Source organism: Paenibacillus sp. OAS669 (assembly GCF_014873645.1).
GTDB classification, from domain to species: domain Bacteria; phylum Bacillota; class Bacilli; order Paenibacillales; family NBRC-103111; genus Paenibacillus_S; species Paenibacillus_S vulneris.
The window spans coordinates 718,349-740,377 of the sequence record NZ_JADBDR010000001.1 but is presented as its reverse complement, the minus strand read 5'-3'; the positions used below and the strand labels follow the sequence as shown (position 1 = coordinate 740,377).

At 51.5% G+C, this 22,029-nt stretch carries 22 protein-coding genes; 13 read left to right on the top strand and 9 right to left on the bottom strand.

The genetic code is table 11. From position 1 onward, the window contains the following. Positions 1-124: 124 nt before the first annotated feature. Positions 125-409 (bottom strand): hypothetical protein, encoded by a 285-nt coding sequence (locus GGC63_RS02920; protein ID WP_192701027.1) that lies wholly within the window; start codon positions 407-409, stop codon positions 125-127. A gap of 232 nt (positions 410-641) precedes the next feature. Between GGC63_RS02920 and GGC63_RS02915 the strand changes: the two genes are divergently transcribed. After that, entirely contained in the window at positions 642-1,307 is a 666-nt protein-coding gene (locus GGC63_RS02915; protein WP_079908536.1) for a tetratricopeptide repeat protein, read from the top strand. Between the two features lie 39 nt (positions 1,308-1,346). On the opposite strand, the gene thiO is transcribed toward GGC63_RS02915, so the two are convergent. Together thiO and GGC63_RS02905 are read right to left on the bottom strand one after the other, a co-directional pair. After that, positions 1,347-2,459, bottom strand: a complete 1,113-nt coding sequence (thiO, locus tag GGC63_RS02910; protein ID WP_225947874.1) for a glycine oxidase ThiO — start codon at positions 2,457-2,459, stop codon at positions 1,347-1,349. Beyond that, positions 2,456-3,094, bottom strand: coding sequence for a thiamine phosphate synthase (locus GGC63_RS02905; RefSeq protein ID WP_079908538.1), 639 nt, complete (start codon positions 3,092-3,094; stop codon positions 2,456-2,458). The genes thiO and GGC63_RS02905 overlap by 4 nt, the downstream gene beginning before the upstream one ends. Positions 3,095-3,269: 175 nt before the next feature. Between GGC63_RS02905 and thiD the strand changes: the two genes are divergently transcribed. The 3 genes from thiD to GGC63_RS02890 all read left to right on the top strand — a co-directional run bounded on the left by thiD (position 3,270) and on the right by GGC63_RS02890 (position 5,450). Continuing rightward, complete coding sequence (gene thiD / locus GGC63_RS02900) at positions 3,270-4,106, top strand: bifunctional hydroxymethylpyrimidine kinase/phosphomethylpyrimidine kinase (protein ID WP_192701026.1); 837 nt, start codon at positions 3,270-3,272, stop codon at positions 4,104-4,106. Positions 4,107-4,224: 118 nt separating this feature from the next. Then, a complete protein-coding gene (locus GGC63_RS02895; RefSeq protein WP_192701025.1) occupies positions 4,225-4,656 on the top strand; it encodes a DUF86 domain-containing protein in 432 nt (143 codons plus the stop codon). Positions 4,657-4,817: 161 nt separating this feature from the next. Continuing rightward, on the top strand, positions 4,818-5,450 hold the full coding sequence (locus tag GGC63_RS02890; RefSeq protein ID WP_192701024.1) for a helix-turn-helix transcriptional regulator: 633 nt from the start codon (positions 4,818-4,820) through the stop codon (positions 5,448-5,450). 75 nt (positions 5,451-5,525) lie between these two features. Here the strand turns inward: GGC63_RS02890 and GGC63_RS02885 are convergent, their stop codons facing one another. The 4 genes from GGC63_RS02885 to GGC63_RS02870 all read right to left on the bottom strand — a co-directional run bounded on the left by GGC63_RS02885 (position 5,526) and on the right by GGC63_RS02870 (position 9,543). Further along, on the bottom strand, positions 5,526-7,115 hold the full coding sequence (locus GGC63_RS02885; RefSeq protein ID WP_192701023.1) for a DUF2339 domain-containing protein: 1,590 nt from the start codon (positions 7,113-7,115) through the stop codon (positions 5,526-5,528). Positions 7,116-7,214: 99 nt separating this feature from the next. Beyond that, complete coding sequence (locus GGC63_RS02880) at positions 7,215-7,949, bottom strand: polymer-forming cytoskeletal protein (protein ID WP_192701022.1); 735 nt, start codon at positions 7,947-7,949, stop codon at positions 7,215-7,217. A 16-nt stretch (positions 7,950-7,965) separates the two neighbouring features. Then, positions 7,966-8,589: a YhbD family protein gene (locus GGC63_RS02875; RefSeq protein ID WP_192701021.1), complete on the bottom strand. Its 624-nt coding sequence runs from the start codon at positions 8,587-8,589 to the stop codon at positions 7,966-7,968. Between the two features lie 312 nt (positions 8,590-8,901). Continuing rightward, the gene (locus tag GGC63_RS02870; RefSeq protein ID WP_192701020.1) at positions 8,902-9,543 is read right to left on the bottom strand and encodes a bifunctional 4-hydroxy-2-oxoglutarate aldolase/2-dehydro-3-deoxy-phosphogluconate aldolase; all 642 of its coding nucleotides are present in this window, start codon (positions 9,541-9,543) and stop codon (positions 8,902-8,904) included. A gap of 255 nt (positions 9,544-9,798) precedes the next feature. Between GGC63_RS02870 and GGC63_RS02865 the strand changes: the two genes are divergently transcribed. From GGC63_RS02865 to GGC63_RS02825, 9 genes are all read left to right on the top strand, one after another. Continuing rightward, on the top strand, positions 9,799-11,397 hold the full coding sequence (locus GGC63_RS02865) for an OPT/YSL family transporter (RefSeq protein WP_192701019.1): 1,599 nt from the start codon (positions 9,799-9,801) through the stop codon (positions 11,395-11,397). A 9-nt stretch (positions 11,398-11,406) separates the two neighbouring features. Next, entirely contained in the window at positions 11,407-12,474 is a 1,068-nt protein-coding gene (locus GGC63_RS02860; RefSeq protein WP_192701018.1) for a DUF917 domain-containing protein, read from the top strand. 29 nt (positions 12,475-12,503) lie between these two features. Beyond that, positions 12,504-13,439, top strand: coding sequence for a DUF1177 domain-containing protein (locus GGC63_RS02855; protein WP_192701017.1), 936 nt, complete (start codon positions 12,504-12,506; stop codon positions 13,437-13,439). Between the two features lie 65 nt (positions 13,440-13,504). Next, entirely contained in the window at positions 13,505-14,179 is a 675-nt protein-coding gene (locus GGC63_RS02850) for an AroM family protein (protein WP_192701016.1), read from the top strand. Positions 14,180-14,198: 19 nt separating this feature from the next. Then, positions 14,199-15,146, top strand: coding sequence for an aminopeptidase (locus tag GGC63_RS02845; protein WP_192701015.1), 948 nt, complete (start codon positions 14,199-14,201; stop codon positions 15,144-15,146). Between the two features lie 238 nt (positions 15,147-15,384). Next, positions 15,385-16,449 (top strand): selenide, water dikinase SelD, encoded by a 1,065-nt coding sequence (gene selD / locus GGC63_RS02840; RefSeq protein ID WP_079908551.1) that lies wholly within the window; start codon positions 15,385-15,387, stop codon positions 16,447-16,449. Positions 16,450-16,525: 76 nt separating this feature from the next. Next, a complete protein-coding gene (gene mnmH, locus GGC63_RS02835; protein WP_192701014.1) occupies positions 16,526-17,557 on the top strand; it encodes a tRNA 2-selenouridine(34) synthase MnmH in 1,032 nt (343 codons plus the stop codon). A gap of 386 nt (positions 17,558-17,943) precedes the next feature. Further along, complete coding sequence (locus GGC63_RS02830; protein WP_192701013.1) at positions 17,944-18,396, top strand: DUF948 domain-containing protein; 453 nt, start codon at positions 17,944-17,946, stop codon at positions 18,394-18,396. Positions 18,397-18,419: 23 nt separating this feature from the next. Beyond that, positions 18,420-18,794 carry a YtxH domain-containing protein gene (locus tag GGC63_RS02825; protein ID WP_079908963.1) on the top strand — a complete coding sequence of 125 codons (375 nt, stop codon included), beginning with the start codon at positions 18,420-18,422 and terminating at the stop codon, positions 18,792-18,794. Positions 18,795-18,942: 148 nt separating this feature from the next. Here GGC63_RS02825 and GGC63_RS02820 read toward each other — a convergent pair whose 3' ends face one another. Next, positions 18,943-20,094 carry a phosphodiester glycosidase family protein gene (locus tag GGC63_RS02820; RefSeq protein ID WP_192701012.1) on the bottom strand — a complete coding sequence of 384 codons (1,152 nt, stop codon included), beginning with the start codon at positions 20,092-20,094 and terminating at the stop codon, positions 18,943-18,945. A gap of 89 nt (positions 20,095-20,183) precedes the next feature. Further along, positions 20,184-21,995 carry an EAL domain-containing protein gene (locus tag GGC63_RS02815; protein ID WP_192701011.1) on the bottom strand — a complete coding sequence of 604 codons (1,812 nt, stop codon included), beginning with the start codon at positions 21,993-21,995 and terminating at the stop codon, positions 20,184-20,186. Between the last annotated feature and the right edge of the window lie 34 nt (positions 21,996-22,029).

The following is a 22,029-nucleotide window of genomic DNA, read 5'->3' as shown; positions in this document are numbered from 1 at the left end:
TACGTTATGTAAGTATAATAAATTATGTACTTACTTTTGTCAAGTGACTTTAAAATATTGTTTTTATGTAAATGGGAACAAAAAAAGAGCCGGAACAAAGTTCCCGCTCTCAAGCCCTAAGCCGTTAAAGCTTGGCCTTACCCTGCGATTTTTTCGGTTGATGAAACATCTCGAGCTTCTTCTCCCGAGCCTCCCAGCGAAAATTCGCGATAAAGAAGCCGATAATAGCCATGACAATAATTCGAATGTAGACCCAGGAAGTGCTGACCGTTCCCTGAGTTAACCATTCCATGAGCGTAAACAAGGCCGCCAGAGGCAGCCCCCAGGACAGAACGCCAAAATACATGACATATTTGGCTTTCCCCATGGCTCTCGTCTTGCTCCATTTACTGGCTTGCATTTCATTCATGCAACTAATCCCCCCGGATTCTGCTACGTCGTAGCCATCTCAATAGTATCGTCTGCCTTGTTCATTCGCTGACACGGAGGCAAAGTCCTTCTCGTGCGCAAATTGTTCACAATCGTTAAGTAGAATATACCAAAATTGGGTTAATCTATCCAAATCGCTGGCGGAAAGTCAACATTTTAGAAAAATATGTTACAATAGGTGGGAAAAATAGACAAGGGAAGGGTACGGTGGAATGAGCAAGCTGCTGTTATTTGTCGCATTAACCTGGCTGACAGGGAATCCGTTTATCGCACTCATTGTGCTGCTGATTATTTTATATGCATTGGACCGAAGATTTATCGGGCTGACGCCGAGCATTTTCAAGCCCATTCAGCGGGCAAGAAGACTTGCCCGATTGCGGCAAGAGCTGAGCATGAATCCGCATCAAACGTCTTCCAAGCTGGATATGGCCCGCCTTCTCATGGAGCGCAGCCAATACAGGGAAGCGTCCCAGCTGCTGGAGCAAATTAGTACCGTCATGGAAGATTCCGCTGATGTCAGGGCGGAGCTTGGGGTGTGCAAGCTTAAGCTTGGCTCCCTGGAAGAGGGGGAGCAGCTGCTGCTGGAAGCGCTGGAGCTGAATCCGCGCGTAAAGTACGGGGAGCCGTACCTAAGACTGGCCGAAGCCTGGGCGGATACGGAACCGGGGAAAGCGATCCGTTATTTGGAGACGTTCGGCTCGGTGAATTCCTCGTCGTGCGAAGCCTATTACCGCCTTGGCGAGCTGTATGCGCGTTTGGGGCAAAAGGAAGAAGCCCGCAGAGCTTACCGTGAGACGGTAGAGCTGTACCGCGGACTTCCGAAATACCGGCGGCGATTCGAACGCCGGTGGGCCATGCTGGCAAGATTAAAAGGTTGAATGAGTTCGAATTTATGCCGTTCATTAAATAGGTGGCAGTTAGTCTACGGCGGCAAACATCCGGTCCGGCGTAAAGGCTGATAAATCCATATCCGGCTGCTGACCCGTCACGAGCTGACGGATGAGCTTGCCGGTGCCCGGGGCCAATAAGATCCCGTTACGATAATGACCGGTGGAGAAGATCAGTCCCGGCAGCTTGGAGGAAGCTCCCATGTAAGGCAGCCCGTCCCGAGTGCCCGGACGAAGTCCCGCCCAAGTACTGACCAGCTCGGCCTGCTCCAGCGCAGGAAGCAGCCTGGCCGCCTTGGCATGCAGTGCGCTTACCGCGGAAACATGGCATCGCTTGTCGAATCCGGCCTCCTCCTGGGTTGCGCCGATCAGCATCGTTCCGTCCTGCTTCGGCACGATATATCCGCCCTTTGTAAATATCGTTTTCTTGATCAAAGGGGCGTCGGTTTTGACGGAGATGCACTGCCCTTTGGACGGAAACATCGGAAGACGGAAGCCGAACGGTTCGGTCAACGCAGGGCTCCATGCCCCTGCGCATACAATAACATGATCGGCATACAATTCTCCTTCGGATGTTCTTACGCCGATAATGCGTCCGCCTCGTTCTACGAGATTGAAGACCGGCGTCCATTCCCGAATGTCGCAGCCCTGCTTATGTAAAGCAGCCTGAAGCGTCTTGGCCAGGTGGACCGGATGCACCTGATGATCCTTGGAGAAATACAGGCCTCCACGGACATCGGAAGCAATCGCAGGCTCCCATTCTCTCATAGCGTCCGCTTCCATCCATTCCGCATCCTGAATCCAGGCCAGTCGGCTTCGAAGCTCCTGCTCGTCCTCCTCGTTCCATGCTATGCGCAGGATGCCTTGCTGGATATACTGAGCAGAGACACCGCTTAGCTGCTCCAATTCTTCCGCCCATTCCCGATACAGCCGCTGACTGAGGCGGCATAATTCATAGAAGGAGCCGGGATGGTGAATTTCTACCTGAGCTCCCAGCATTCCGGCGGCAGCGGTGGAGGCCTCTTGAAGCAGAGCACCCTTATCGATCAGTGTACAGCGAACTCCGGCGCGGATCAGCTCCAGTGCAACGGCGCTGCCGATAATGCCTCCCCCTACAATAATAGCTGAGGTCGTGCTGTTCAATGAAATCCACTCCTAGGTATATGATGGGTACGATCGATAGCTTCGCGAAAGCGAACGATTTGTCCGGCCGGCTGCGGATGAAGCAGAACCGAAGACAGCACGGCAATGCCGGCGCACCCTGTAGATAATACTTCTTCAACGAGATCAGGCTCGATGCCCCCGATGGCGATCACGGGTACAGGACAAGCGTCCACGACCTCGGCTAATGCCTTGATTCCGCGCGGGGCGAGTCCCGGCTTCGAATTCGATTCATAAATATGGCCGAACAGGACATAATCGGCGCCTTGTTGAGCCGCGTCCACGGCTTCCTGCACGGAATGCACGGAGCATCCGATTCGTGCGGCCGGGGGCAGAATATGACGGCTTTGCGATACGCTTAAGCTGTTATAAGCGAGCTGGACACCGGGGGCCTGAACGGCCAGAGCCGCATCCAGACGGTCATTGATAAAGACGGCGCTTGCCTTCAGCAAGGGCTTGAGCTGTGCATACCACTCCGTGATCTCGCGGGCTCCGCGTGTTTTCTCCCGAATGTGCAGCACATCGATGCATTCGGTCGGACATTGCCTCAATATATCGGCAACCTCGCTCAACTGCTGCTTGCCTGTGGTCATAACATGCAGTGCGTGCTTATTCATCGTAAAGCTCCCTCAAAGGTTCTTCTTTTCATCATAACGCAGCCCTTTTGCACCGTCAAAGCGTTTGCCCAAGTTGTCATAAAAATATCAATAACTAGAAACTTGACGCTGGGAAAGCGGATAGATACACTTATTGAAGATAGGAAGGCTTGGGTAAGCGGAACGAGGAGGTATCATGGTGGATAAGGTCTATAAAGCACTAACGATAGCAGGGTCGGACAGCGGAGGGGGCGCCGGCATTCAGGCGGATTTGAAAACGTTCCAAATGCTTGATGTCTATGGAATGTCCGCCATTACGGCAGTGACGGCACAAAATACGTTAGGCGTGCACGGCATATATGATATTCCTCTGGAAGGTATAGAGAAGCAGCTGGAGGCGGTTATCGGCGACATTGGCGTCGACGCGGCCAAGACAGGGATGCTGTCCCAGCCTGAGGTGATCGAGCTGGTGTCGGCCCAAATCAAGAAGCACGGGATCACTAAGCTTGTCGTCGATCCGGTTATGATCGCCAAGGGGGGAGCAAGCCTGCTTGCGCAAAGCGCCCAGCATGCATTAAGGACGCAGCTGCTTCCGGTAGCCGCTGTAGTTACCCCTAACATCCCTGAAGCGGAGGTTATTACCGGACTCCGGATTACGACGCTGGATGAGATGAAGGAAGCGGCAGTCCGCCTGGTGCAGCAATTCGGAGCCGGTGCGGCGGTGGTGAAGGGCGGCCACAGCTCAGGTGAGCCAACGGATGTTCTATATGATGGAGAACGGTTTCACTTATTTACAGCCGAGCGTTACGAGACACGGCATACGCATGGCACCGGATGCACATTTTCCGCTTGTATTGCAGCCGAGCTGGCCAAGGGTCATAGCCTGCTGGAGGCGGTGCATACGGCCAAGCAGTTTATAACGCTGGCGATTCGGGATGAACTGGGAATCGGTGCCGGACATGGACCGACCAACCATTGGGCCTACAGCAGACAGCTGAGGGCAGATGCAGACAAGCTGAAGAAGGGACAATAATACGGATGAGCTACGAATATCTGATGCAGGCGGTCCTGCTGATTTTTTTACTAATTCTCTCCTTTCCGGCGATTCTGCTATGGTCCAAATGGAGAAATAAGAAACGGAGATAACAACGATGTATTACGTAAACCATGAACAAATTAACGTGCGTCTTCAATTTTTGCCGACGCTGTCACTTGCCTGCCGCGAGCTGACGGAGCAATGGCAGGGGGAAGAAGGGAAGCTGCTGCTTCATTTGGCGCAGGAACGGGTTCTTCATCTGGCCATTGAAACGGTGACGGATATCGGAAGCTTGCTTATCGACGCTTTTATGATGAGAGATGCGAGCAGCTACGAGGACATTATAGAAATTCTTGCAGGGGAACGCGTATTTGATGAAGCAACGGCACAGGTGCTGAAGCGTCTGGTTCAGCTTCGACGGCCGTTGGTCCAGGACTTTGCCTCTTATCCGCGGGAATCGCTGCATCCGCTGATTGGAGAGCTTCCGGCGGTATTAACCGCATTCGCCGAAGCGGTTCCTGCCTTTATCAGTAAGGAAATGGTATAATCCTTCATTCCTGAAATCGCCATAATTAGGCTTTTTGATACATTTTAGTATACTAATTTACTTATTGTCGTATTTCGTATACAATGAGATGTATCAGAACGTTTAATGGCTGAGGGGAACGACTCGGATTCCCATACTTACGAGGAAGGCGGTGAGACCGGATGAACCAGGAACAGGATGTATCGACGCGCAAAGTCATATTGACCATGCTTAAGACGAGCGGGGCATTGACCGTTAGTGAAATGGCTAAGCAGCTAGGCATTACGGAGATGGCGGTGCGGAGACATTTGAACACGATGGAGCGGGACGGTCTGATCGAGGCGAAGCTGGTGCGTCAGGCGATGGGCCGGCCTACCAACTTATACTCCCTGACGGAGAATGCCGATGATCTCTTTCCGAAGAAGTACCATCATTTAACGCTGGATTTGTTAAGCGAGCTGGTGGAGGAAGCTGGACAAGGCAAAGTGGACTTGCTGTTCGAGAAGCGCAAGGAGCGGCTGATCGGCCGTTATGAAGGTCAAGTCAGCGGAAAGCCGCTGCCTGAACGCGTTAAGACGCTTGCCGAGATTCAAAACTCGAACGGCTACATGGTCGATTGGTCCGAAGGGGAGAACGGCGAGTTCGTCATTAATGAACATAATTGCCCCATATCCCAGGTTGCCAATCAGTACAATCATGCGTGCCAATGCGAATTGAATATGTTCGAGACCTTGCTGGACGCCGACGTTCAACGCGTAGAATGTCTGGTCAAAGGCGGCAACAAGTGCTCGTATGTCATACAACCCAAAAACTAAAACCATCCCTCGCTTCTATTCAAGCGCGGCGATGGTTTTTTTTCTGATCATTATTGAATGAATATCTGAGATGATCTAGGGTTCCTGCTCGGCCGTTTCGCTGGTTATCCCGGGGCCGGCGGCTTGCCATTTTCCGTTAATATAAGCAATGCCGAAAGTAATGATGCCCAGGACGAACAAAACAATCACTTTATAGAAGGTTTCGCTTCCGGCCAAGTCAAAGACTAATGTCTTGGCTGCCACGCATAGGAGCACGAGCGAACCGAATACGCGAAATAACGATTGTCTGCTGTATGCTCCCCACATAAATAGAAGCAAAGCATAAAGCCCCCATGATATCGATAAAGTAAGCTGCAAATCGAGGAAACGATGCAGATCATATTCACCAATCATATTCTTGACCTGAACCGTCAGCAGACCGCCTAAGATGAGGTGGCTCGTGACGGAGTAAACGATGGATAACAGGCGGTTGTCTTCCGGGCGCAGCACGGCAAAAGACCCGCGTATAGAGAAGTAGAACCCCATGGCGGCAAGAAGCTCCCATGCCAGCGCAGACCAGTTAAGGAACGGGATATATACTCCGAACCAAACGCCCCAAGGAGCTGTCCATGTAACGAAGAACCAATAGACCACGACTGCGAACCATACGCCAATGGCCGAGGCCCTCAGCCCTTCAAGCCTTTTCCAAGCTCCTGCGACATACAGAAGTAAGGTAATCATCAGCCAGAAGTATACATTGAGCAGAGGCTTCACAGCCAGCTCTTTGCCAAACTGGGTCGAGGCGATTAACAGAAGCAGTCCGCCTCCCGATAATTTGGTGAGCACAGCGGCATTGAAGGAAGAAGTCAAACGGTAAACGAGAGCGGCCATGAGGATATAGCCGAGCCCCATAAGCAAGAGAGGGTAGGCAAAAGGGACGATTCCGTTCAAAATCACGATCGACCATCCCCCGAACACGATCGCGTTCAGTACCCCGAGATACAAATTCAAGCCGTCAAAGCGGAGATTCTGCTTCCAGGATGAGATCAGAAACGCCAATACATAGAACCCGTAGGCAGCTAACGCATAGCGGATAGGCAGACTCCAAAGCGTGGAGACGTCCGGATCGAATTGAATATAGTAGATCGTATAGAGCACCCAGGTGCCGATAAAGGACACGAGGCGCAGCTCGGTCCAGCTTTGGCGGATACTGAGGAAGAAGAAGACAACGTTAACTACCAGCAGATAGAGAAATAGGGTAAATACTTGATCTGTCTCCGGCCTCAAGATCATGGGGGACATCAGCGCACCAATCAGCCCGACATTCATCAAGATCCGAAGCTGGGCCTTGTAGGCCAGCACGCCAAGGAGGCTCGTCAATGTCAGCATGCAGATAAAGACGGTCATGGAATCCCACAGCGCGAAGTAGATGCCGGAGAAGCTGAAGGTGGTGTATAGCAGCGCGGCTCCCATGCCTGCGATAATTTCTCCTGAGAGAGGGAACCGCTGCATCCATTTCCAACCGCCTAATACACAGCCGATACCAATGGCAAGACCAAGGCCGATCTTTACCGTATCCGAAATCCAGCCCTGGCTCCAGGTATACTTGAACAAATAGAGGAACGAGCTTACAATAAACATCGCTCCTAGCAGGTGAATCCACGATTTTCGCAGCAGATCGTTCATGTCTGTCATCTCACTTCCATTATGGATCAGTCGATTATGAGATGATTGTAAGACGATCGGTCTGCTTCCATAAGTACTAACTTTTTCTAGTACCTTAAGCTATAGACGGTCACTGCGGTGAACGACGGAATTTTTGGCCTGCTCAAAATGCTCCTTGTACTCCACGCATTCGATTTCACAGCCTGGACCTATATGGACGGAGCTGCCGCGGACGACTCTCGCCTTCGTGTATTCCAGATAGATGTTATCGCCTTCGATAGTATCCGCTGTGAGACTATTTTCGGTCCGGGGAGCGAGGGAGTGAAGCAGCTTGTGAAAGCTGTAGGCCAACCCGGAACGGGTTACCTTGATGGTCTCCCCGCCAATTTCTCTTGCGGAGCAGGGTCCGAACAGCTGGATGTGAACCGTGCCCGCGTTCAGCAGACCGCCGATGGTAAAGGCTCCTTTGGCGGCAAACGATTCGGCCTCGCAATCCTTCAGCACGGTGACCTCGCCGCCGATTTGCAGCTGATCCCCTGTCAGGCTGCCTCCGATATCGGAGCTGCCGTACAGCTTAAGCCGCTTGACGGAAAGATCTCCGCCGATATCCGAGGTGCCGTAAATGTATGCCTGGTCCGAATCTACATTGCCTACGACAACGGACGTTCCGAAAATCTTGAATGACCGGGATTGGATATTGCCGTCTACGCGGCTTGTGCCGTAAATTTTGAAGTCGGTACAGTCCAGATTGCCGATAACCTGTCCTTCTCCCGTAATCTTGACCTCCTGATAGACACCCCCCGACGCGCTTCCCGAGCCGGCAAGCACCAGCCTTTGTCTTAATGCTTCTGCCATAAGAATCACCTTCCATTCAGTTGATTTTCAATTTCAATTCTTCAATGCAAGCGGCAACGTTCAAACGGGTAACGACTCGAACGCCGGACTCAAAGAATACTTCGCCAGAACCGGAGCACAGTAAAAAGGTGGAGATGCCCATTTTTCTTATAAAGATGATGTCCCCGCGGCTATCCTGCAGTTTAGGATAATGCTCGTTAAGGACCTGCAGCAAGATTGCTCCTTCATCGAGACTCATCTCGCCGGTCTGCAGCATTTTCTCCAGAATGAACAGATAGAGAATGCGTTCAAAAGGAAAGATGTCCGTGTCCCCGAGACGATCTGTAAAGAAATTCAAAGCAACCGTCGAAACAATGTTACGGTCTATAAGCTCCTGCTTCCAGAGCGATATTTCCGTAGGAGCCGGAGAAAGCAGGTCGGCCAGCTCATCCAATGACAAATCGTCTTTCATATTTTTGATCTTATCGATCCGGGCCAGTATTTTATGCTTGGGAAAAAAGGTCTCCTGCCCGGTAAAGGTTGATTTGCGTATAAACCATTCCTCAGGAATCAAATTTTTCCGTTTCCATCGGTATAGCTGGCCATAGGACAGGCCGGTTTGCTCCAGCAGGTCTTTCTTGGATATGATCTCTTGTTCCATGCGGCAGCACCTCCTTGCAAACCTAGTTTAGCATAACAATGTTACGTTGTAAATGAGAAGGTGACCCAGCTGCAAAGCCGGAGGCAGCCTGTGCCCGCAAAATAGCCCCATCTAAGCGGGGGAGTCGGTAGAAAAACCAGAACACGTGCTTCATTGCCCTGGTGGAATGAACTCCTTCCAGCCAAGCTTCCGAAGAAGCCTTTGCAATAAAACACTATTATTGTAAAAAAAGCTCTCCCGTTCAGGCACAGCCCTTCAGGGAAAGCTACTAACTGCGTTAAGCATGAAATTGTAAAAAAGCTTTGTACACGGTCACCCTTGGGATTGAGTGCGAGCGGTTAGACGCGCTGCTTTTTCTCGAACCCATTCGTAGTTGCCGTTCGCGATCTCCTTCAAATTGACGAGTGAACCGCCAATGCCTACAGCATAGCAGCCGATTTGCAGGAACTGGGCGATATTGTCCTCCGTTACACCGCCGACGGCAACCATCGGAATATGGTTTAACGGTCCCTGCAGCTCTTTCAAGTAACCGATGCCTAGACTTGCTCCCGGAAATATTTTTACCGCTGTCGCTCCCGCCTTCCAGGCTTTAACCACCTCTGTCGGCGTCATGGCTCCCGGGAATACCGGAGCACCTTGCTCTACGGCATAGCGGATGACGTCTTCATCCATATTAGGGGTGACCAGATAAGAGGCGCCTGCCTTGAATGCTTTCTCGGCATCCTCTCGGTCGAGTACGGTCCCTGCTCCTATGTACATGCGATCCCCAAACTGTTCTTGAAGCCTGGCAATCATGCTTTCCGCGCCGGGAGTATTCAAGGTAACCTCCATCACTTTTACGCCGCCGTCCAGCAGCGCTTGAGCCACACCGGCAATATGACCTTCCTCCACACCGCGGACAATCGCGATGATTCGCGTTTCTTCAATAAGCCGCAAACCTTCTTCCCTCAGCATACCCATCCACCTTATCTGTAAGTTATGAATCTATTATGCCATGCTTTGGCGCGGTTGTTAATCTTTGAACCTGTCCAAAGCGATACAGACGGTCGTATGCCCTGGCTGCAATTGCCTGTACTGCCAGAATGAGCACAGTACAAGCTGTTCCTGATAAGGAATGTTCAAACCTGAAAAAGCGAATAATGGGTATGTAAAAAACAGGGGGCCTAGGCCGCAGAGAAGATTCTGCCGCAACCCAAGGGGGATGATTTCATGGATAATGAAAAGAACCATCCGAGTATATTCGAGCCGTTTGCGTTAGTTCTTAACATTGTAACCGCGGTGCTGGGAGCTATTATCGGCATGCAAATCGTGACGACGCTCGGGGTAACGCCCAGTACGGCGATTATCGGCGCGCTGGTCGCTATGCTTATCGCAAGAATACCGGTTCAAATGCTGAAAAAGTATAAATCGGTGCACCGTCAAAATCTGGTGCAGACCTCCATTTCGTCCGCTACGTTCGGTGCTGCCAACAGCCTGCTGATTCCGATAGGAATCCCCTTTGCTATGGGGGCGCCTAATCTGGTCATACCGATGCTTATCGGGGCGGCGCTGGCTATGTTCGTCGATGCCGCGATATTGTACAAATTGTTCGACTCGAAGCTGTTCCCGGCATCCAGTACATGGGCTCCCGGAGTAGCGACAGCCGAATCCATTAAAGCAGGCGATACGGGCGGCAAACGTGCAGGCTTGCTTGGGGTAGGAGCCATTGTCGGGCTAATCGGATCTTATTTCAATATTTCCATGTCCGCGTTCGGTGTCGCATTTATCGGCAACATCTGGGCGCTTACGATGTTCGGTATCGGGTTGATGATCCGCCAATATTCGGTTCCATGGTTCCATGTCGACGTCAATAAGCTGTATATCGCTCACGGCGTTATGATCGGCGCAGGCATAATCGCTCTCATCCAGGCGGGGATGCTTATCTTCAGCAATCCGGCCAAAAAAAGGGACGGAAAGCAGGCAGGCGACGAGATCGACGAGAGTAAGCTCACGCGGTCGGTTCCAGAAGCAAGAAGAGCTCTAAGCTGGGGATTCGTCGCTTATCTGGTCATTGCGCTGCTTATCGCGTTTATCGGCGGGATTGTCTCCGAAATGTCCGTAGGGATGCTGATCGGCTTCATTGTTTTCGCCGCCTTTGCCGCTTTCGTTCATGAGCTGATCGTAGGTATCGCGGCCATGCATTCCGGCTGGTTCCCGGCCTTTGCCGTTGCTTTCATAACGCTTCTGTTCGGAATGATGATCGGCTTCCCGCCGATTGCGCTCGCTCTGCTTGCAGGCTTCAGTGCTGCAACAGGACCTGCGTTCGCCGATATGGGCTACGACCTCAAAACAGGCTATATTCTCCGTGGTAACGGGGAGAACAAGGAGTACGAGCTGCAGGGAAGAAAGCAGCAGTACATTACGGGGATGATCGCCTTCGGCGTCGCCCTGTTGACGGTGCTTGTCACCTATAACAGTTATTTCTCCCAGAACCTGGTCCCTCCGATTGACAAGGTATACGTATCTACAATCGAAGCGGGTACATCTCCTACAGTAGCCAAGCAGCTGCTGATTTGGGCCATCCCGGGAGCCATCGTCCAATTGCTCGGCGGACCGACCCGGCAGATCGGCGTTCTGTTTGCAACCGGTCTGCTCATAGCGACACCGAATGCATGCTGGGCCGTGCTGGTTGGTATTGCACTGCGCCTTATCGTGCTCAAAACCAAAGGCAAGGAGGCCGAAACCCCGATGAGCATTTTGGCTGCCGGCTTTATCGCCGGGGATGCGCTGTACAGCTTCTTTAACTCGATATTCAAAATGAAAAAGTGAGGTACCTCCATGGCAATTATCAAGCTGGATGAACAAATGGTGGAATACGCGGTGTATGGCGGCGCCGTGCTGGGAGGCGGCGGGGGCGGATGGATCGATGACGGCCTTCAGATTGGCCGTCTGGCCCTCGAGATCGGACAGCCTAAGCTGTACAGCATAGACGAGTTCCATGATGACGACCTGTTTGTAACGGTGTCGATGGTAGGAGCTCCAGCCGCCAAGGACCAGTTCGTGAAGCCGATTCATTACGGCAAGGCTTTGGATATTTTAACGCAAAAAATCGGTAAAACCGTTCATGCGCTTCATACGAACGAGAATGGTGCGGGTACGACCGTCAACGGCTGGTTTCAGTCCGCCATCACAGGGATTCCGCTTGTTGATTTTGCCTGCAATGGGAGGGCGCATCCTACAGGCGCCATGGGCTCGATGAATTTGTCCGAGGTAGAAGGCTACCTGTCCCACCAGGCGGGGGTAGGCGGTAAAGAGGATAACTATGTGGAAATCAGTATTTCCGGGTCGCTTGACAAGGCCGCTTCCTTGATTCGCAAGGCTTCGATCGAAGCCGGTGGGCTGGTGGCAGTGGCGCGCAACCCTGTGACAAGGGCTTACGCTTTGGCCAACGGTGCACCCGGAGCCATTACTCAAGCCATCGAGGTCGGAGAGGCTCTTCTTGCTCACAAGGGAGAAGCGGCCATCGATTCGGTGGTTGCCAAATTGGGAGGACAAGTGATCGTGACGGGGACGGTCACTGAATTCCAGCTGGAAACGGCCGGCGGCTTCGATGTCGGAACGGTACGGATCGACAGCTCCCACGAAATGACCTTCTGGAACGAGTACATGACACTGGAGAAGGACGGCGAGAGATTAGCGACGTTCCCCGATCTCATCATGACACTGGATGCCAGAACAGCCAAGCCTATCGTAACGGCTGCCATTCAGAAGGGTCAGCAATTAGCGGTGATAGCCGTGCCGAAGAGTAAGCTGCTGCTTAGCACCACGATGAGCAACGAGAAGCTGATGAAGCCGGTGGAGGACATTATCCACAAATCGATTCTGCCTTATTTGCATGCCAAATAAACTAACAAGACGCAGCGGAGGTTCCAAGGATGACATTAAAGCAGACGCTTATTACATTGGATGTATTGGACGATGGAACTGTAAACGGAGAAAGGGTCAAGCAGCTGTTCAAGGATTATCCGGACGTTTCCGTTCAGGTAACGGTCGTTAAGGGAGAGAAGGGCAGCACGGATTTCATTAAGATGGTTATTCCGGGTACGGAGGGCAAAAGCAAAGGAGGAAACGCCCCGACCTTCGGCATCGTAGGCCGTCTTGGCGGAATCGGGGCGCGTCCGACGCGCATCGGGCTTGTGTCTGATGCAGACGGCGCGGTGGCTGCTGTGGCTTCCGCCTTGAAGCTCGCAGAAATGCATACGCGGGGAGACTCGTTAAAGGGTGATGTAATCGTGACGACCCACATTTGCCCGGACGCTCCGACCAGACCCCATGAGCCGGTTGATTTCATGGATTCACCGGTCGATATTTTAACCATGAACCAGCATGAGATCGTTCCGGAGATGGAGGCAATTCTGTCCATAGATACGACCAAAGGGAACCGCGTGATTAATCATAAAGGCATCGCGATTTCGCCGACGGTAAAGGAAGGCTATATTTTGAGGATCAGCGACGACCTGCTGCGCATTATGGAAATGACAACCGGACAGCTGCCGGTAACCTTTCCGATCACAACACAGGATATTACTCCTTACGGTAATGATCTATATCATATCAATTCGATCCTCCAGCCGGCTGTAGCAACGGATGCACCGGTAGTGGGGGTTGCGATTACCGCGCAATCCATCGTTCCCGGCTGCGGTACGGGGGCCAGCCATGAGATTGACATCGCTACAGCCGTCCGCTTTGCCGTCGAGGTCGCCAAGGAGGTTACCAACGGCACCTGCGAGTTTTACAGTAAACAGGAGTTCGCGCGAATCCAGCAGCTGTACGGCTCGATGAAAATTCTTCAAACCTCGGGGAAGGCCTAGACGAGGGCATCAGCCCTCCCTAGACGAGGGCATCAGCCCTCCCTTGGCGGGGAAGGAGCATTAGGATGGCAGTCCAATTAGGAATGATTACTATCGGCCAGGCTCCCCGGCCCGATGTGGCGCCCATCATGGAGAAATATTTGGAGGGTCGCGCGGAGCTTGTACAGGTCGGTGTACTGGATGGAATGGATAAGGAAGCTATAGAACAGCAGGTAAGCCCGGAAGAAGGAGATTATGTGCTGACCTCTCGACTGAGGAACGGGGATTCCGTCGTCATGTCCCGTGAGAAGATTCAGCCCATCCTGCAAAAGAAAATTACGGAGCTGGAGCAGCGCGGGATCAGGCAGATCCTGCTTTTGTGCACCGGTGTATTTCCGGGGCTTCGCACAACGACTTCTTACCTGATCGAACCGGACCATATCCTTCCTCCTGCGTTGAAAGCTATGGCTGGAAACAGACGATTGGGAGTGATCGTGCCGCTCGAGGAACAGAAGGAGGATCTTAAGCCCAAATATACCTCACTGGGCCTCAATCCGCTCTTTGCCGTCGCTTCACCTTACCTTCATCAACCGGATCATTATCGGCAGGCGGCGTTCGAGCTGAAGGACAAGGCGGATCTCATCGTGATGGACTGCATGGGATATACCGAGGAAGCCCGGGAGCTTGCAGCCCAAGCCTCCGGATTACCAGTTGTATTGTCCAATGTACTTATGGCAAAATTAGTATCGGAAATGATTTGACGATAAAGGAAGACAGACGATGAATCCGAAACTTACAGAAATTAGCAAGAACGTCCTGAAAAGCTGTTTGGGGCTTAAAGAGAACGAAACCTTTTTGGTCGTTGCCGACGAAGTGAAGAAGGAGCTGGCCGAGTCCTTATTCGAAGCAGGAAAGCAGCTTGGAGCGGAATCGATGCTCGTTGTTATGAAGGAACGATCCAAGTCGGGGGAAGAGCCGCCTGCGCCCGTTGCGACGGCAATGGCTAATTCCAACGTGGTGGTCTGCATCACGAAGCATTCCTTGACCCATACGCAGGCCCGCAAGCAGGCAGCGGCAGCTGGTGCCAGGCTGGCGACTATGCCGGGCATTACCGAAGACATGTTCCTGGAGGGTGCAATCTCCGCGGATTATGTGAAGGTGAAGGAGCTGACGGAGAAGGTCACAGATATATTGACCGAAGGTCAAAAGGTTCGGATTGAGAAGGACGGCTGCATCTTAACCTTCTCGATCGCGGGCAGGAACGGAGTTCCGAGCACCGGCATGTATTTGAATCCGGGAGAGTCGGGCAATCTGCCATCCGGGGAGGCCTATATTGCGCCGATGGAAGGAACGGCGGAAGGGCAGATTGTTATTGACGGCTCTGTAGCGGGAATAGGCAAGCTGCAATCCCCGCTTAAGGTCACTATCGAAAAGGGCCGTATTGTCGATGCGGAAGGCCCGGATGCTGCAAGGCTGCTTCAAATTCTGGGCGACGGGGACGGACGGCAGCTGGGCGAATTCGGAATCGGAACCAACGACAAGGCCCGGATTACCGGCGTCGTGCTCGAGGACGAGAAGGTATACGGAACGATTCACGTTGCGTTCGGCAGCAACAATACCTTCGGCGGGGTCATTGCCGCAGGAGTACATATTGACGGCGTCGTTACGAAGCCGACGGTATACATCGATGACCGTTCAATTATGGAGAACGGACAGTTTCTCAGCTAAACAGGCTGGCTGGCGGATGAGTTATGCTCATTCGCCGGCTTTTTTGCATATAAGACGGGTTCCCCTCAAACTACCTGAACCGGCTTCGAAGTCAAGTAGCTTTCTCAACAGACTTGCCCCATAATGTGGGGTTATTTTTTGCCCGTCCATCCAAGCTCCAAATCTGTATTTTCGGGGAATACTGTGATAATGTTGGTATAAACGGTATTTGTATAAGAGAGAAAGGAAGTCGATTTCCATGAGTGAAGGGCTGACAGATAAAATCAAATTAACCTCGCTTTCGAGCAAAGGAGGCTGCGGTTGTAAAATCGGACCGGCGGATCTTCAGCAGGTCATCAAAACACTGCCTCAAGCCATGCCGAATCCCAATTTGCTGGTTGGCCTGGATACGAGCGATGACGCCGGGGTCTATAAGCTGACCGACGAATTGGCGCTTGTTCAAACCGTTGATTTTTTTACACCGATTGTGGATGATCCGTACTCCTTCGGTCAAATCGCCGCTGCCAATGCGCTCAGCGACGTCTATGCCATGGGAGGAAAGCCTCTGACCGTGCTCAATATTGTGGCATTTCCTATCAAAAAGCTGGATAAGCAGGTCTTGGCGGATATTTTGCGCGGGGCGGCGGATAAAGTGCAGGAAGCGGGGGCGACCTTGGTAGGCGGTCATTCTATAGACGATAATGAGCCGAAATTCGGTCTGGCGGTTACGGGCATCATCCATCCGGATAAAGTGAAGCCGAATGCGGGAGCGAAGGCAGGCGACAAATTAATTTTGACCAAGCCTATCGGAGTAGGCATTATGACGACTTCTATCAAAAAGGATGCCTTGAGTGAGGAAGAAGTCAAGCGTGTGACCCAAGTTATGAGCACGCTGAACAAAACAGCTGCTGAAGTGATGGAGCCGTTCTCGGTGCATGGATGTACGGATGTAACCGGATTCGGCCTGCTGGGCCACGCTGCGGAGCTGGCGAAGGGCAGCTCGGTCGGCGTTCGCATCGGCTTCCGCCAGGTTCCGGTTCTTCCGCGTGTCCGCGAGCTTGCTGAAGCCGGGTTTGTTCCAGGCGGCACGAAGAACAATTACGCTCATCTGGAAGGTACCGTAACCTTCCCTTCCTCTATGGATCAGATCGATCAATGGATATTGTGCGATGCGGTCACTTCCGGCGGCTTGCTCATCTCCGTGGCGGCCGAAGAGGCTGACAAGCTGCTTCGCAGCTTGGTTCAGGCCGGCGTAGAGGCTGCTTTGATCGGTGAAGTGACGAGCGATCATCCGGGGCAGATTCAAGTTGTTGATACGCTGTAGCCGAATCGGTCTGCAGCAGGAACCATGAAGGACGGTTGCTTAAGCGAATTCGTTCTTTATATAAGGAGAGAGGCAATTGTTTCAAGATATCACCGTAGAAGAGCTGCTGGAGCAAAAGAAGGACCTGACGCTGATTGATGTTCGATCGCCGGGCGAGTACCGGGATTTCACCATTCCCGGGAGCATGAACATTCCGCTTCTCGATGATGCGGAGCGTGCGGAGATCGGCACGATCTACAAGCAGGTCAGCTTTCAGGCAGCCAAAGACCGGGGGCTTGAGATTATTTCCGCCAAGCTTCCGAAATTAATTAAGCAATTCGAAGAGATTGATTCCCGCAAGGCCGTCTTCTGCTGGCGCGGAGGCATGAGAAGCAGAACAACGGCCACAGTGCTTTCGCTTATGGGCATCCGTGTTTATCGGCTGGCTGGCGGTATCCGCTCTTACCGCCAGTGGGTTGTCAAATCGCTCGAGCATTTCGAATTGAAGCCGCAAATGATCGTAATCAACGGCTATACAGGAACCGGGAAGACCACGCTGCTGCACAGGCTGGCTGAGCAAGGCATTCCCGTACTGGATATCGAGGGGCTTGCAGGTCACCGCGGCTCCATCTTCGGGCAAATCGGGCTGAAGCCGAATAATCAAAAAACGTTTGAAGCGCTTCTGCTTCAGGATCTGCTCCGGTATAACTATCGTCCCTTTATAGTGATGGAGGCGGAGAGCAAGCGGATCGGCAAAGCCGTCATGCCCGATTTTCTGGTCCAGGCGAAGGATAAGGGAATTCAGCTGCATTTGGACATGCCGATGGAAGCCAGGATAAGGCACATTGTGGAGGATTACGATCCCGCGGCTCACAAAGAAGAATGCCTCACGGCATTTGAACGGATACGTCGGCGGCTCCATACTCCGATTGCGGCTGAAATCGAAAGGGCGCTCATCATGAACCAGTATGCCGCGGCGGTCGCGCTGCTGCTCGAGCATTACTATGATCCGCGCTATGAGCATTCCGGCGAAAAGCATGTGAATGACTTCATTCACCTTCCCGTCGAAAATCCTGAAGACGCAGTGCAAAAGGTCACTTCGTTTTTGCAGCAGCTAAAATGGAAGTGATGAGGTAAGGCCCCTTCGGGGGCCTTTTTAGTTGTTGAGAAACCTGGAAAAAAATGAAAAATAGCTTTGGTGCCCCGGTGGGGTATCCCCCTCCGGCCGCTGTTGTTTTCGGAAAATTGTGAATATATTCGCTCTACAGCGGATATTTTCCGAAAACAAAGGCGGACGCTATCGCTCCTCCAAGGGACACCCCACCTATCACCTTTCGCATTTTTCGGTACGCTAGGGTTTCTCAACAACCCCTAAGGCCCCTTTGGGGCCTTATTTTGGTATGGGTAGAAAAATTTTTTCCATTTTCAGTGTCAAAACAAGCGCATGCTACTTATAATGTACTATTCCATAGGCATTCGTCTAGGAAAGTTGCCGATGGGGGGAGGTGGCGGTACGTGATTTGGCAAATCAGCGTAAGCCTGGCGTCCTTGGCTTTCATCATCTTGGCAGGGTATCTCCTCTTTATGCTGAGAGAATCCCGCAAGGCCATGGCCCAGGCTCAGGAGACATTAAGCGCCATTCAAGTGCAGCTGAAGCTGACTACCGAAGAATCGGTCCGTACGATTCGTCTGTCCAGACAATTGCTGGAGGACGTACAGGGAAGATTAAAGGCAACGGATGGGTTTGTAGCCGCAATGGAGCAGACGGGGGAAGCTGCCAGTACGCTATCCCATTCGGTGAAGCTGGTCTCCCGCACATTGTCCGATACGGTTCTGGAGGCTCGGGAATCGCTACATAGCCGACAGGATACAGTTAAGGACCTGATAGAGCTGACGACAACGGGAATCCAGCTATGGCAAAGATGGCAGGCCCAGAAGGCCTCCCCCAAGGGCAAGACTGGCGAATGATCAAGACGAAGGAGATGAACAGCATGGCAGCGGATAAAAAAGGAAAAGATATGTTGATCGGAGCCGTAGTAGGCACCGTTTTGGGAGCGGTGACCGCTCTGTTGCTTGCACCTAAATCAGGAAAAGAGCTTAGAGCCGATCTGGCGGAAGGCGTACACAACGTTTCCGAGAAAACACAGCAGGTTGCAGGTAACGTATTGGATAAATCCAAACAACTAGCCAGCACGATTTCGGAAAAAACTCATTCTCTCGGCAGCTCCACTACAGAATGGGCAGGCAAGGTCAAGGAAAAAGCGTTGTCTTGGAAAAACGGAAAAACCGACGAATCGGCTGAGGTTCCTGTTGCAGCAACGGTCATCGTGAATGAAGACCGGGAAGCTGAAGAGGAAGGGAAATAACCGAATAAGACATATAGCACAAAAACCATCCGTCCAAGGCAGAAGACTTGAGGCGGATGGTTTTTAACATGGTAGAGCTTTATAATCGGGGCTCCACGCAAAGTGCCTGAATCGGCTTCGGAGCCAAGCCCCCGCTTTGTGGGGGGCATTACCATTTCGAAGGATCGATCTTGCTTGGATCGAGTCCCTGCCATATGTTGCGGATATCGGCGGTTTCCGGATGGTCAAACACGAGCCAAGCCGTAGGCAAATACCGCTCACCATGCTCACTGGCAGGCTTGTTAATGATTTGGTTATCATGTACCAATACCGTGGACGAGCCGCCGTCCAGGTTGGCCGCTGTAATGGCTCCATGCTCCAGAAAAATATTCTGAATATCGTACAGCGTCGCGCCGATACTATAGCCCGGCTGTCTGCCGTCAATAATGGCAAACATGATAGTACCGTCTTCCTTCTGTGCCATACAAGTACGAGGGGCGATTCCCCATCCGTCCGCCTGATTCTTGATTTGGCCTACTCCATTAACGATAAACCGCGGAGCGAACGTTACGGCTTCCTGAACACCCATTTGCAGCAGCTCGGATGGCTTGTACTTCCCGGCGATCATCCGCCCGTCCTTATCAATGCCTACAATATGATTCGGTGTATTCATGCTTCCGTCGTTATAGAAAATTTTGCCCCCGGACATGACGAGACCTGTAGGCTGGAATCCGTTGCCCATCCATTCCGGGTCGACGAAGCCGCCAGCATTGACGCCTGCTACAGCTCCAAGCCGTTTCACCATGGAGGATACCTTTTCTCCTTTGCCTACCTTGTTCGGAACGGCAATTCTCAGTTTTTTGGGGTCATTCACAATAAGCAGCTTTCCTTTGAAATTTTTGCCTTCGATCGGCTCAATCTCAACGAGGGGTTTCTTTTGCTCCTTCTTAGGCTCCGCGGCGGTTGGTTTATTGACCTGCACCAGGTGCTGGTCCTTCACTTCCGTATAAGTGTCAAATTGCGCCCAGTACCGGTTGACCCGTTTCTCCAGCTCGTCGTTGCCAATCAGGTAAGCGGCCCAATGCCGATGCTGTGTTGTTATTAGCGTATCCGCCATGAGATAGCGAAGATTCGTTCCCGACTCTGTCAGAAAGAACCAGAGACTGAAGATCATCCCGAAGGTCATCAGTACAGACATCGTATAAAAGAATAGAGTTACAAGAGCGGAAGCCCGTTTCTTCTTCTTTTTTCGAGAGGAAGGAAGCTTCTTGACGGCCACTGTCGTACGCGTCTTAGGACTGCTCGATAAATTGGCTGGCATGTCTTCGTTCCCTTCAAAATATTGGATTTTCTACAGTTATAAACGTAAAAAAGAGAAAAAAGTTTCAGTTCAAGACCGCACTTTTTTCCCTATTTCGGCAAATATAGCTGTTTTTTCTCTTTTATCATCTTTTCAAAATCATCGGCGGCTACCGGCTTGCTGAACACATACCCTTGGATTTCATCGCATCCCCGGGACAGAAGAAATTCGAGCTGCTCCATCGTTTCTACGCCCTCTGCCAAGGATTTCATCTTCAGCTGCTGCGACATTGCAATAAGCGCTGTCACGATAGCGGCATTATCCTCGTCGGATGTGACGTCCCGAATGAAGGATTGGTCGATTTTTAACGTATGAACGCGGAACCGTTTCAAATAACTGAGGGAGGAGTAACCCGTTCCAAAATCATCGATAGAAATTCGAACTCCCAGCTCCTTCAAATGGTGCATCGTTTCGATCACTTGCGGGATATGGTTCATAGCAACGCTCTCTGTAATCTCCAAGCACAAATGCTCAGGCTTAAGCCCGGTTTCGTCCAAAATCTTTTGAATCATCGGAATAAATTGCGGCTGATGGAATTGAATGGCCGAAATATTCACGGAGACGCATAGTGCGGGATATCCGGAATCTATCCACTGCTTGGTTTGAATACAGGATTGCTTAAGAATCCAATGACCGATCGGGACGATGAGTCCGGTTTCCTCGGCCAGGGGGATAAATTCAGCGGGAGAGATCATACCCCATTCCGGATGGTGCCAACGAACGAGCGCTTCCATTCCATTGATGGTGCCGGTGTGCAAATCGACCAAAGGCTGATATAAAATAAGAAGCTCCTTACGTTCCAACGCTTTACGCAGATGAAGCTCCATGTTCAGCGTGTGCAGCGAGCGTTTGTTCATGTCGGGATGGTAGTAATGGTATGAATTCCCACCTTTCTCTTTGGAGCGGTACATGGCATTGTCGGCGTTTTTCAACAAGGTTTCGGCATCAATCCCGTCATTGGGATAAAGGCTGATCCCTATGCTTGCTGTTACGAACAGCTCATGCTTTTCAATGTGAAAAGGTTCCTTGACGAGATTAAGAATCCCTTTAGCCAGCTGCGCGGGCTCATCGACATGGGTCGTTTGGGAAAGCAGAATCATAAACTCATCCCCGCCAAAACGGGCGACAACATTGTGGTCTTTGATATATATTTGAAGCTTGCGCGCCAAAGCTTGCAAGAGCTGATCTCCAATGTGATGGCCTAGCGTATCATTAATGACTTTAAATCGGTCCAAATCAAAAAAAATAACGGCTACCCGATTTCCCGTTTTCTCTGATTCCTGAAGACAGGCTTTGAGTCGATCATCAAAATAGAGACGGTTCGGAAGCTCTGTCAACGAATCGTGATAAGCCATATGAATGATTTTTTCCTCTGCCCGCTTACGTTCATTCATCGCCCGAATAGTTGCATAGGAACGTAGAAATTGATCGTCTTTAGTCTCATTAACAATACGGGCAAACAATTCATCGTGTTGAATGGGATTATGATGGGCGGAAGAGGGGTCAGAGGTCGTGAGTAATTGCATTACGTTTTCGATGTGCTCTTTGTGAATACGTGCGGCAGAGGCTGTTTTGGAACGTTTGCGGTCTTTTTCACCTAAATAAACGATTCCTTTTTTCGTATCATAATCTTCTACGTGGTGCATGTTGACGATATTAGAGCTATCTAAGAGCCGAAACCCGTCCTCGAACAGCCATTCTTCCAAATTATCGAAAGAAAAATCAAGATAATACTGCCGATCCTTGGTGTGAACGATAACTTCACGTTCGCGAATCTTATCGATTTTGACAACACTGCTCGAATCCAAGATGATAATTTCCGACCCTCTCTTGCCGTCTCGCGTCACAGGAATTTTCTGCATGAAATTCAGCTCCATAAGAGAAGGATTGGTAGGC

Excerpts from the sequence above, each read along its gene's own strand:
- GGC63_RS02860 (WP_192701018.1), top strand. The coding sequence starts at position 11,407 with ATGGCAATTATCAAGCTGGATGAACAAATGGTGGAATACGCGGTGTAT.
- GGC63_RS02920 (WP_192701027.1), bottom strand. The coding sequence starts at position 409 with ATGAATGAAATGCAAGCCAGTAAATGGAGCAAGACGAGAGCCATGGGG.
- GGC63_RS02880 (WP_192701022.1), bottom strand. The coding sequence starts at position 7,949 with ATGGCAGAAGCATTAAGACAAAGGCTGGTGCTTGCCGGCTCGGGAAGC.
- GGC63_RS02825 (WP_079908963.1), top strand. The coding sequence starts at position 18,420 with ATGGCAGCGGATAAAAAAGGAAAAGATATGTTGATCGGAGCCGTAGTA.
- GGC63_RS02905 (WP_079908538.1), bottom strand. The coding sequence starts at position 3,094 with ATGAATAAGCACGCACTGCATGTTATGACCACAGGCAAGCAGCAGTTG.
- GGC63_RS02890 (WP_192701024.1), top strand. The coding sequence starts at position 4,818 with ATGAACCAGGAACAGGATGTATCGACGCGCAAAGTCATATTGACCATG.
- GGC63_RS02820 (WP_192701012.1), bottom strand. The coding sequence starts at position 20,094 with ATGCCAGCCAATTTATCGAGCAGTCCTAAGACGCGTACGACAGTGGCC.
- GGC63_RS02915 (WP_079908536.1), top strand. The coding sequence starts at position 642 with ATGAGCAAGCTGCTGTTATTTGTCGCATTAACCTGGCTGACAGGGAAT.
- GGC63_RS02895 (WP_192701025.1), top strand. The coding sequence starts at position 4,225 with ATGTATTACGTAAACCATGAACAAATTAACGTGCGTCTTCAATTTTTG.
- GGC63_RS02845 (WP_192701015.1), top strand. The coding sequence starts at position 14,199 with ATGAATCCGAAACTTACAGAAATTAGCAAGAACGTCCTGAAAAGCTGT.
- GGC63_RS02855 (WP_192701017.1), top strand. The coding sequence starts at position 12,504 with ATGACATTAAAGCAGACGCTTATTACATTGGATGTATTGGACGATGGA.
- selD (WP_079908551.1), top strand. The coding sequence starts at position 15,385 with ATGAGTGAAGGGCTGACAGATAAAATCAAATTAACCTCGCTTTCGAGC.
- GGC63_RS02870 (WP_192701020.1), bottom strand. The coding sequence starts at position 9,543 with ATGCTGAGGGAAGAAGGTTTGCGGCTTATTGAAGAAACGCGAATCATC.
- GGC63_RS02815 (WP_192701011.1), bottom strand. The coding sequence starts at position 21,995 with ATGCAGAAAATTCCTGTGACGCGAGACGGCAAGAGAGGGTCGGAAATT.
- GGC63_RS02850 (WP_192701016.1), top strand. The coding sequence starts at position 13,505 with ATGGCAGTCCAATTAGGAATGATTACTATCGGCCAGGCTCCCCGGCCC.
- GGC63_RS02885 (WP_192701023.1), bottom strand. The coding sequence starts at position 7,115 with ATGAACGATCTGCTGCGAAAATCGTGGATTCACCTGCTAGGAGCGATG.
- GGC63_RS02875 (WP_192701021.1), bottom strand. The coding sequence starts at position 8,589 with ATGGAACAAGAGATCATATCCAAGAAAGACCTGCTGGAGCAAACCGGC.
- thiD (WP_192701026.1), top strand. The coding sequence starts at position 3,270 with ATGGTGGATAAGGTCTATAAAGCACTAACGATAGCAGGGTCGGACAGC.
- GGC63_RS02865 (WP_192701019.1), top strand. The coding sequence starts at position 9,799 with ATGGATAATGAAAAGAACCATCCGAGTATATTCGAGCCGTTTGCGTTA.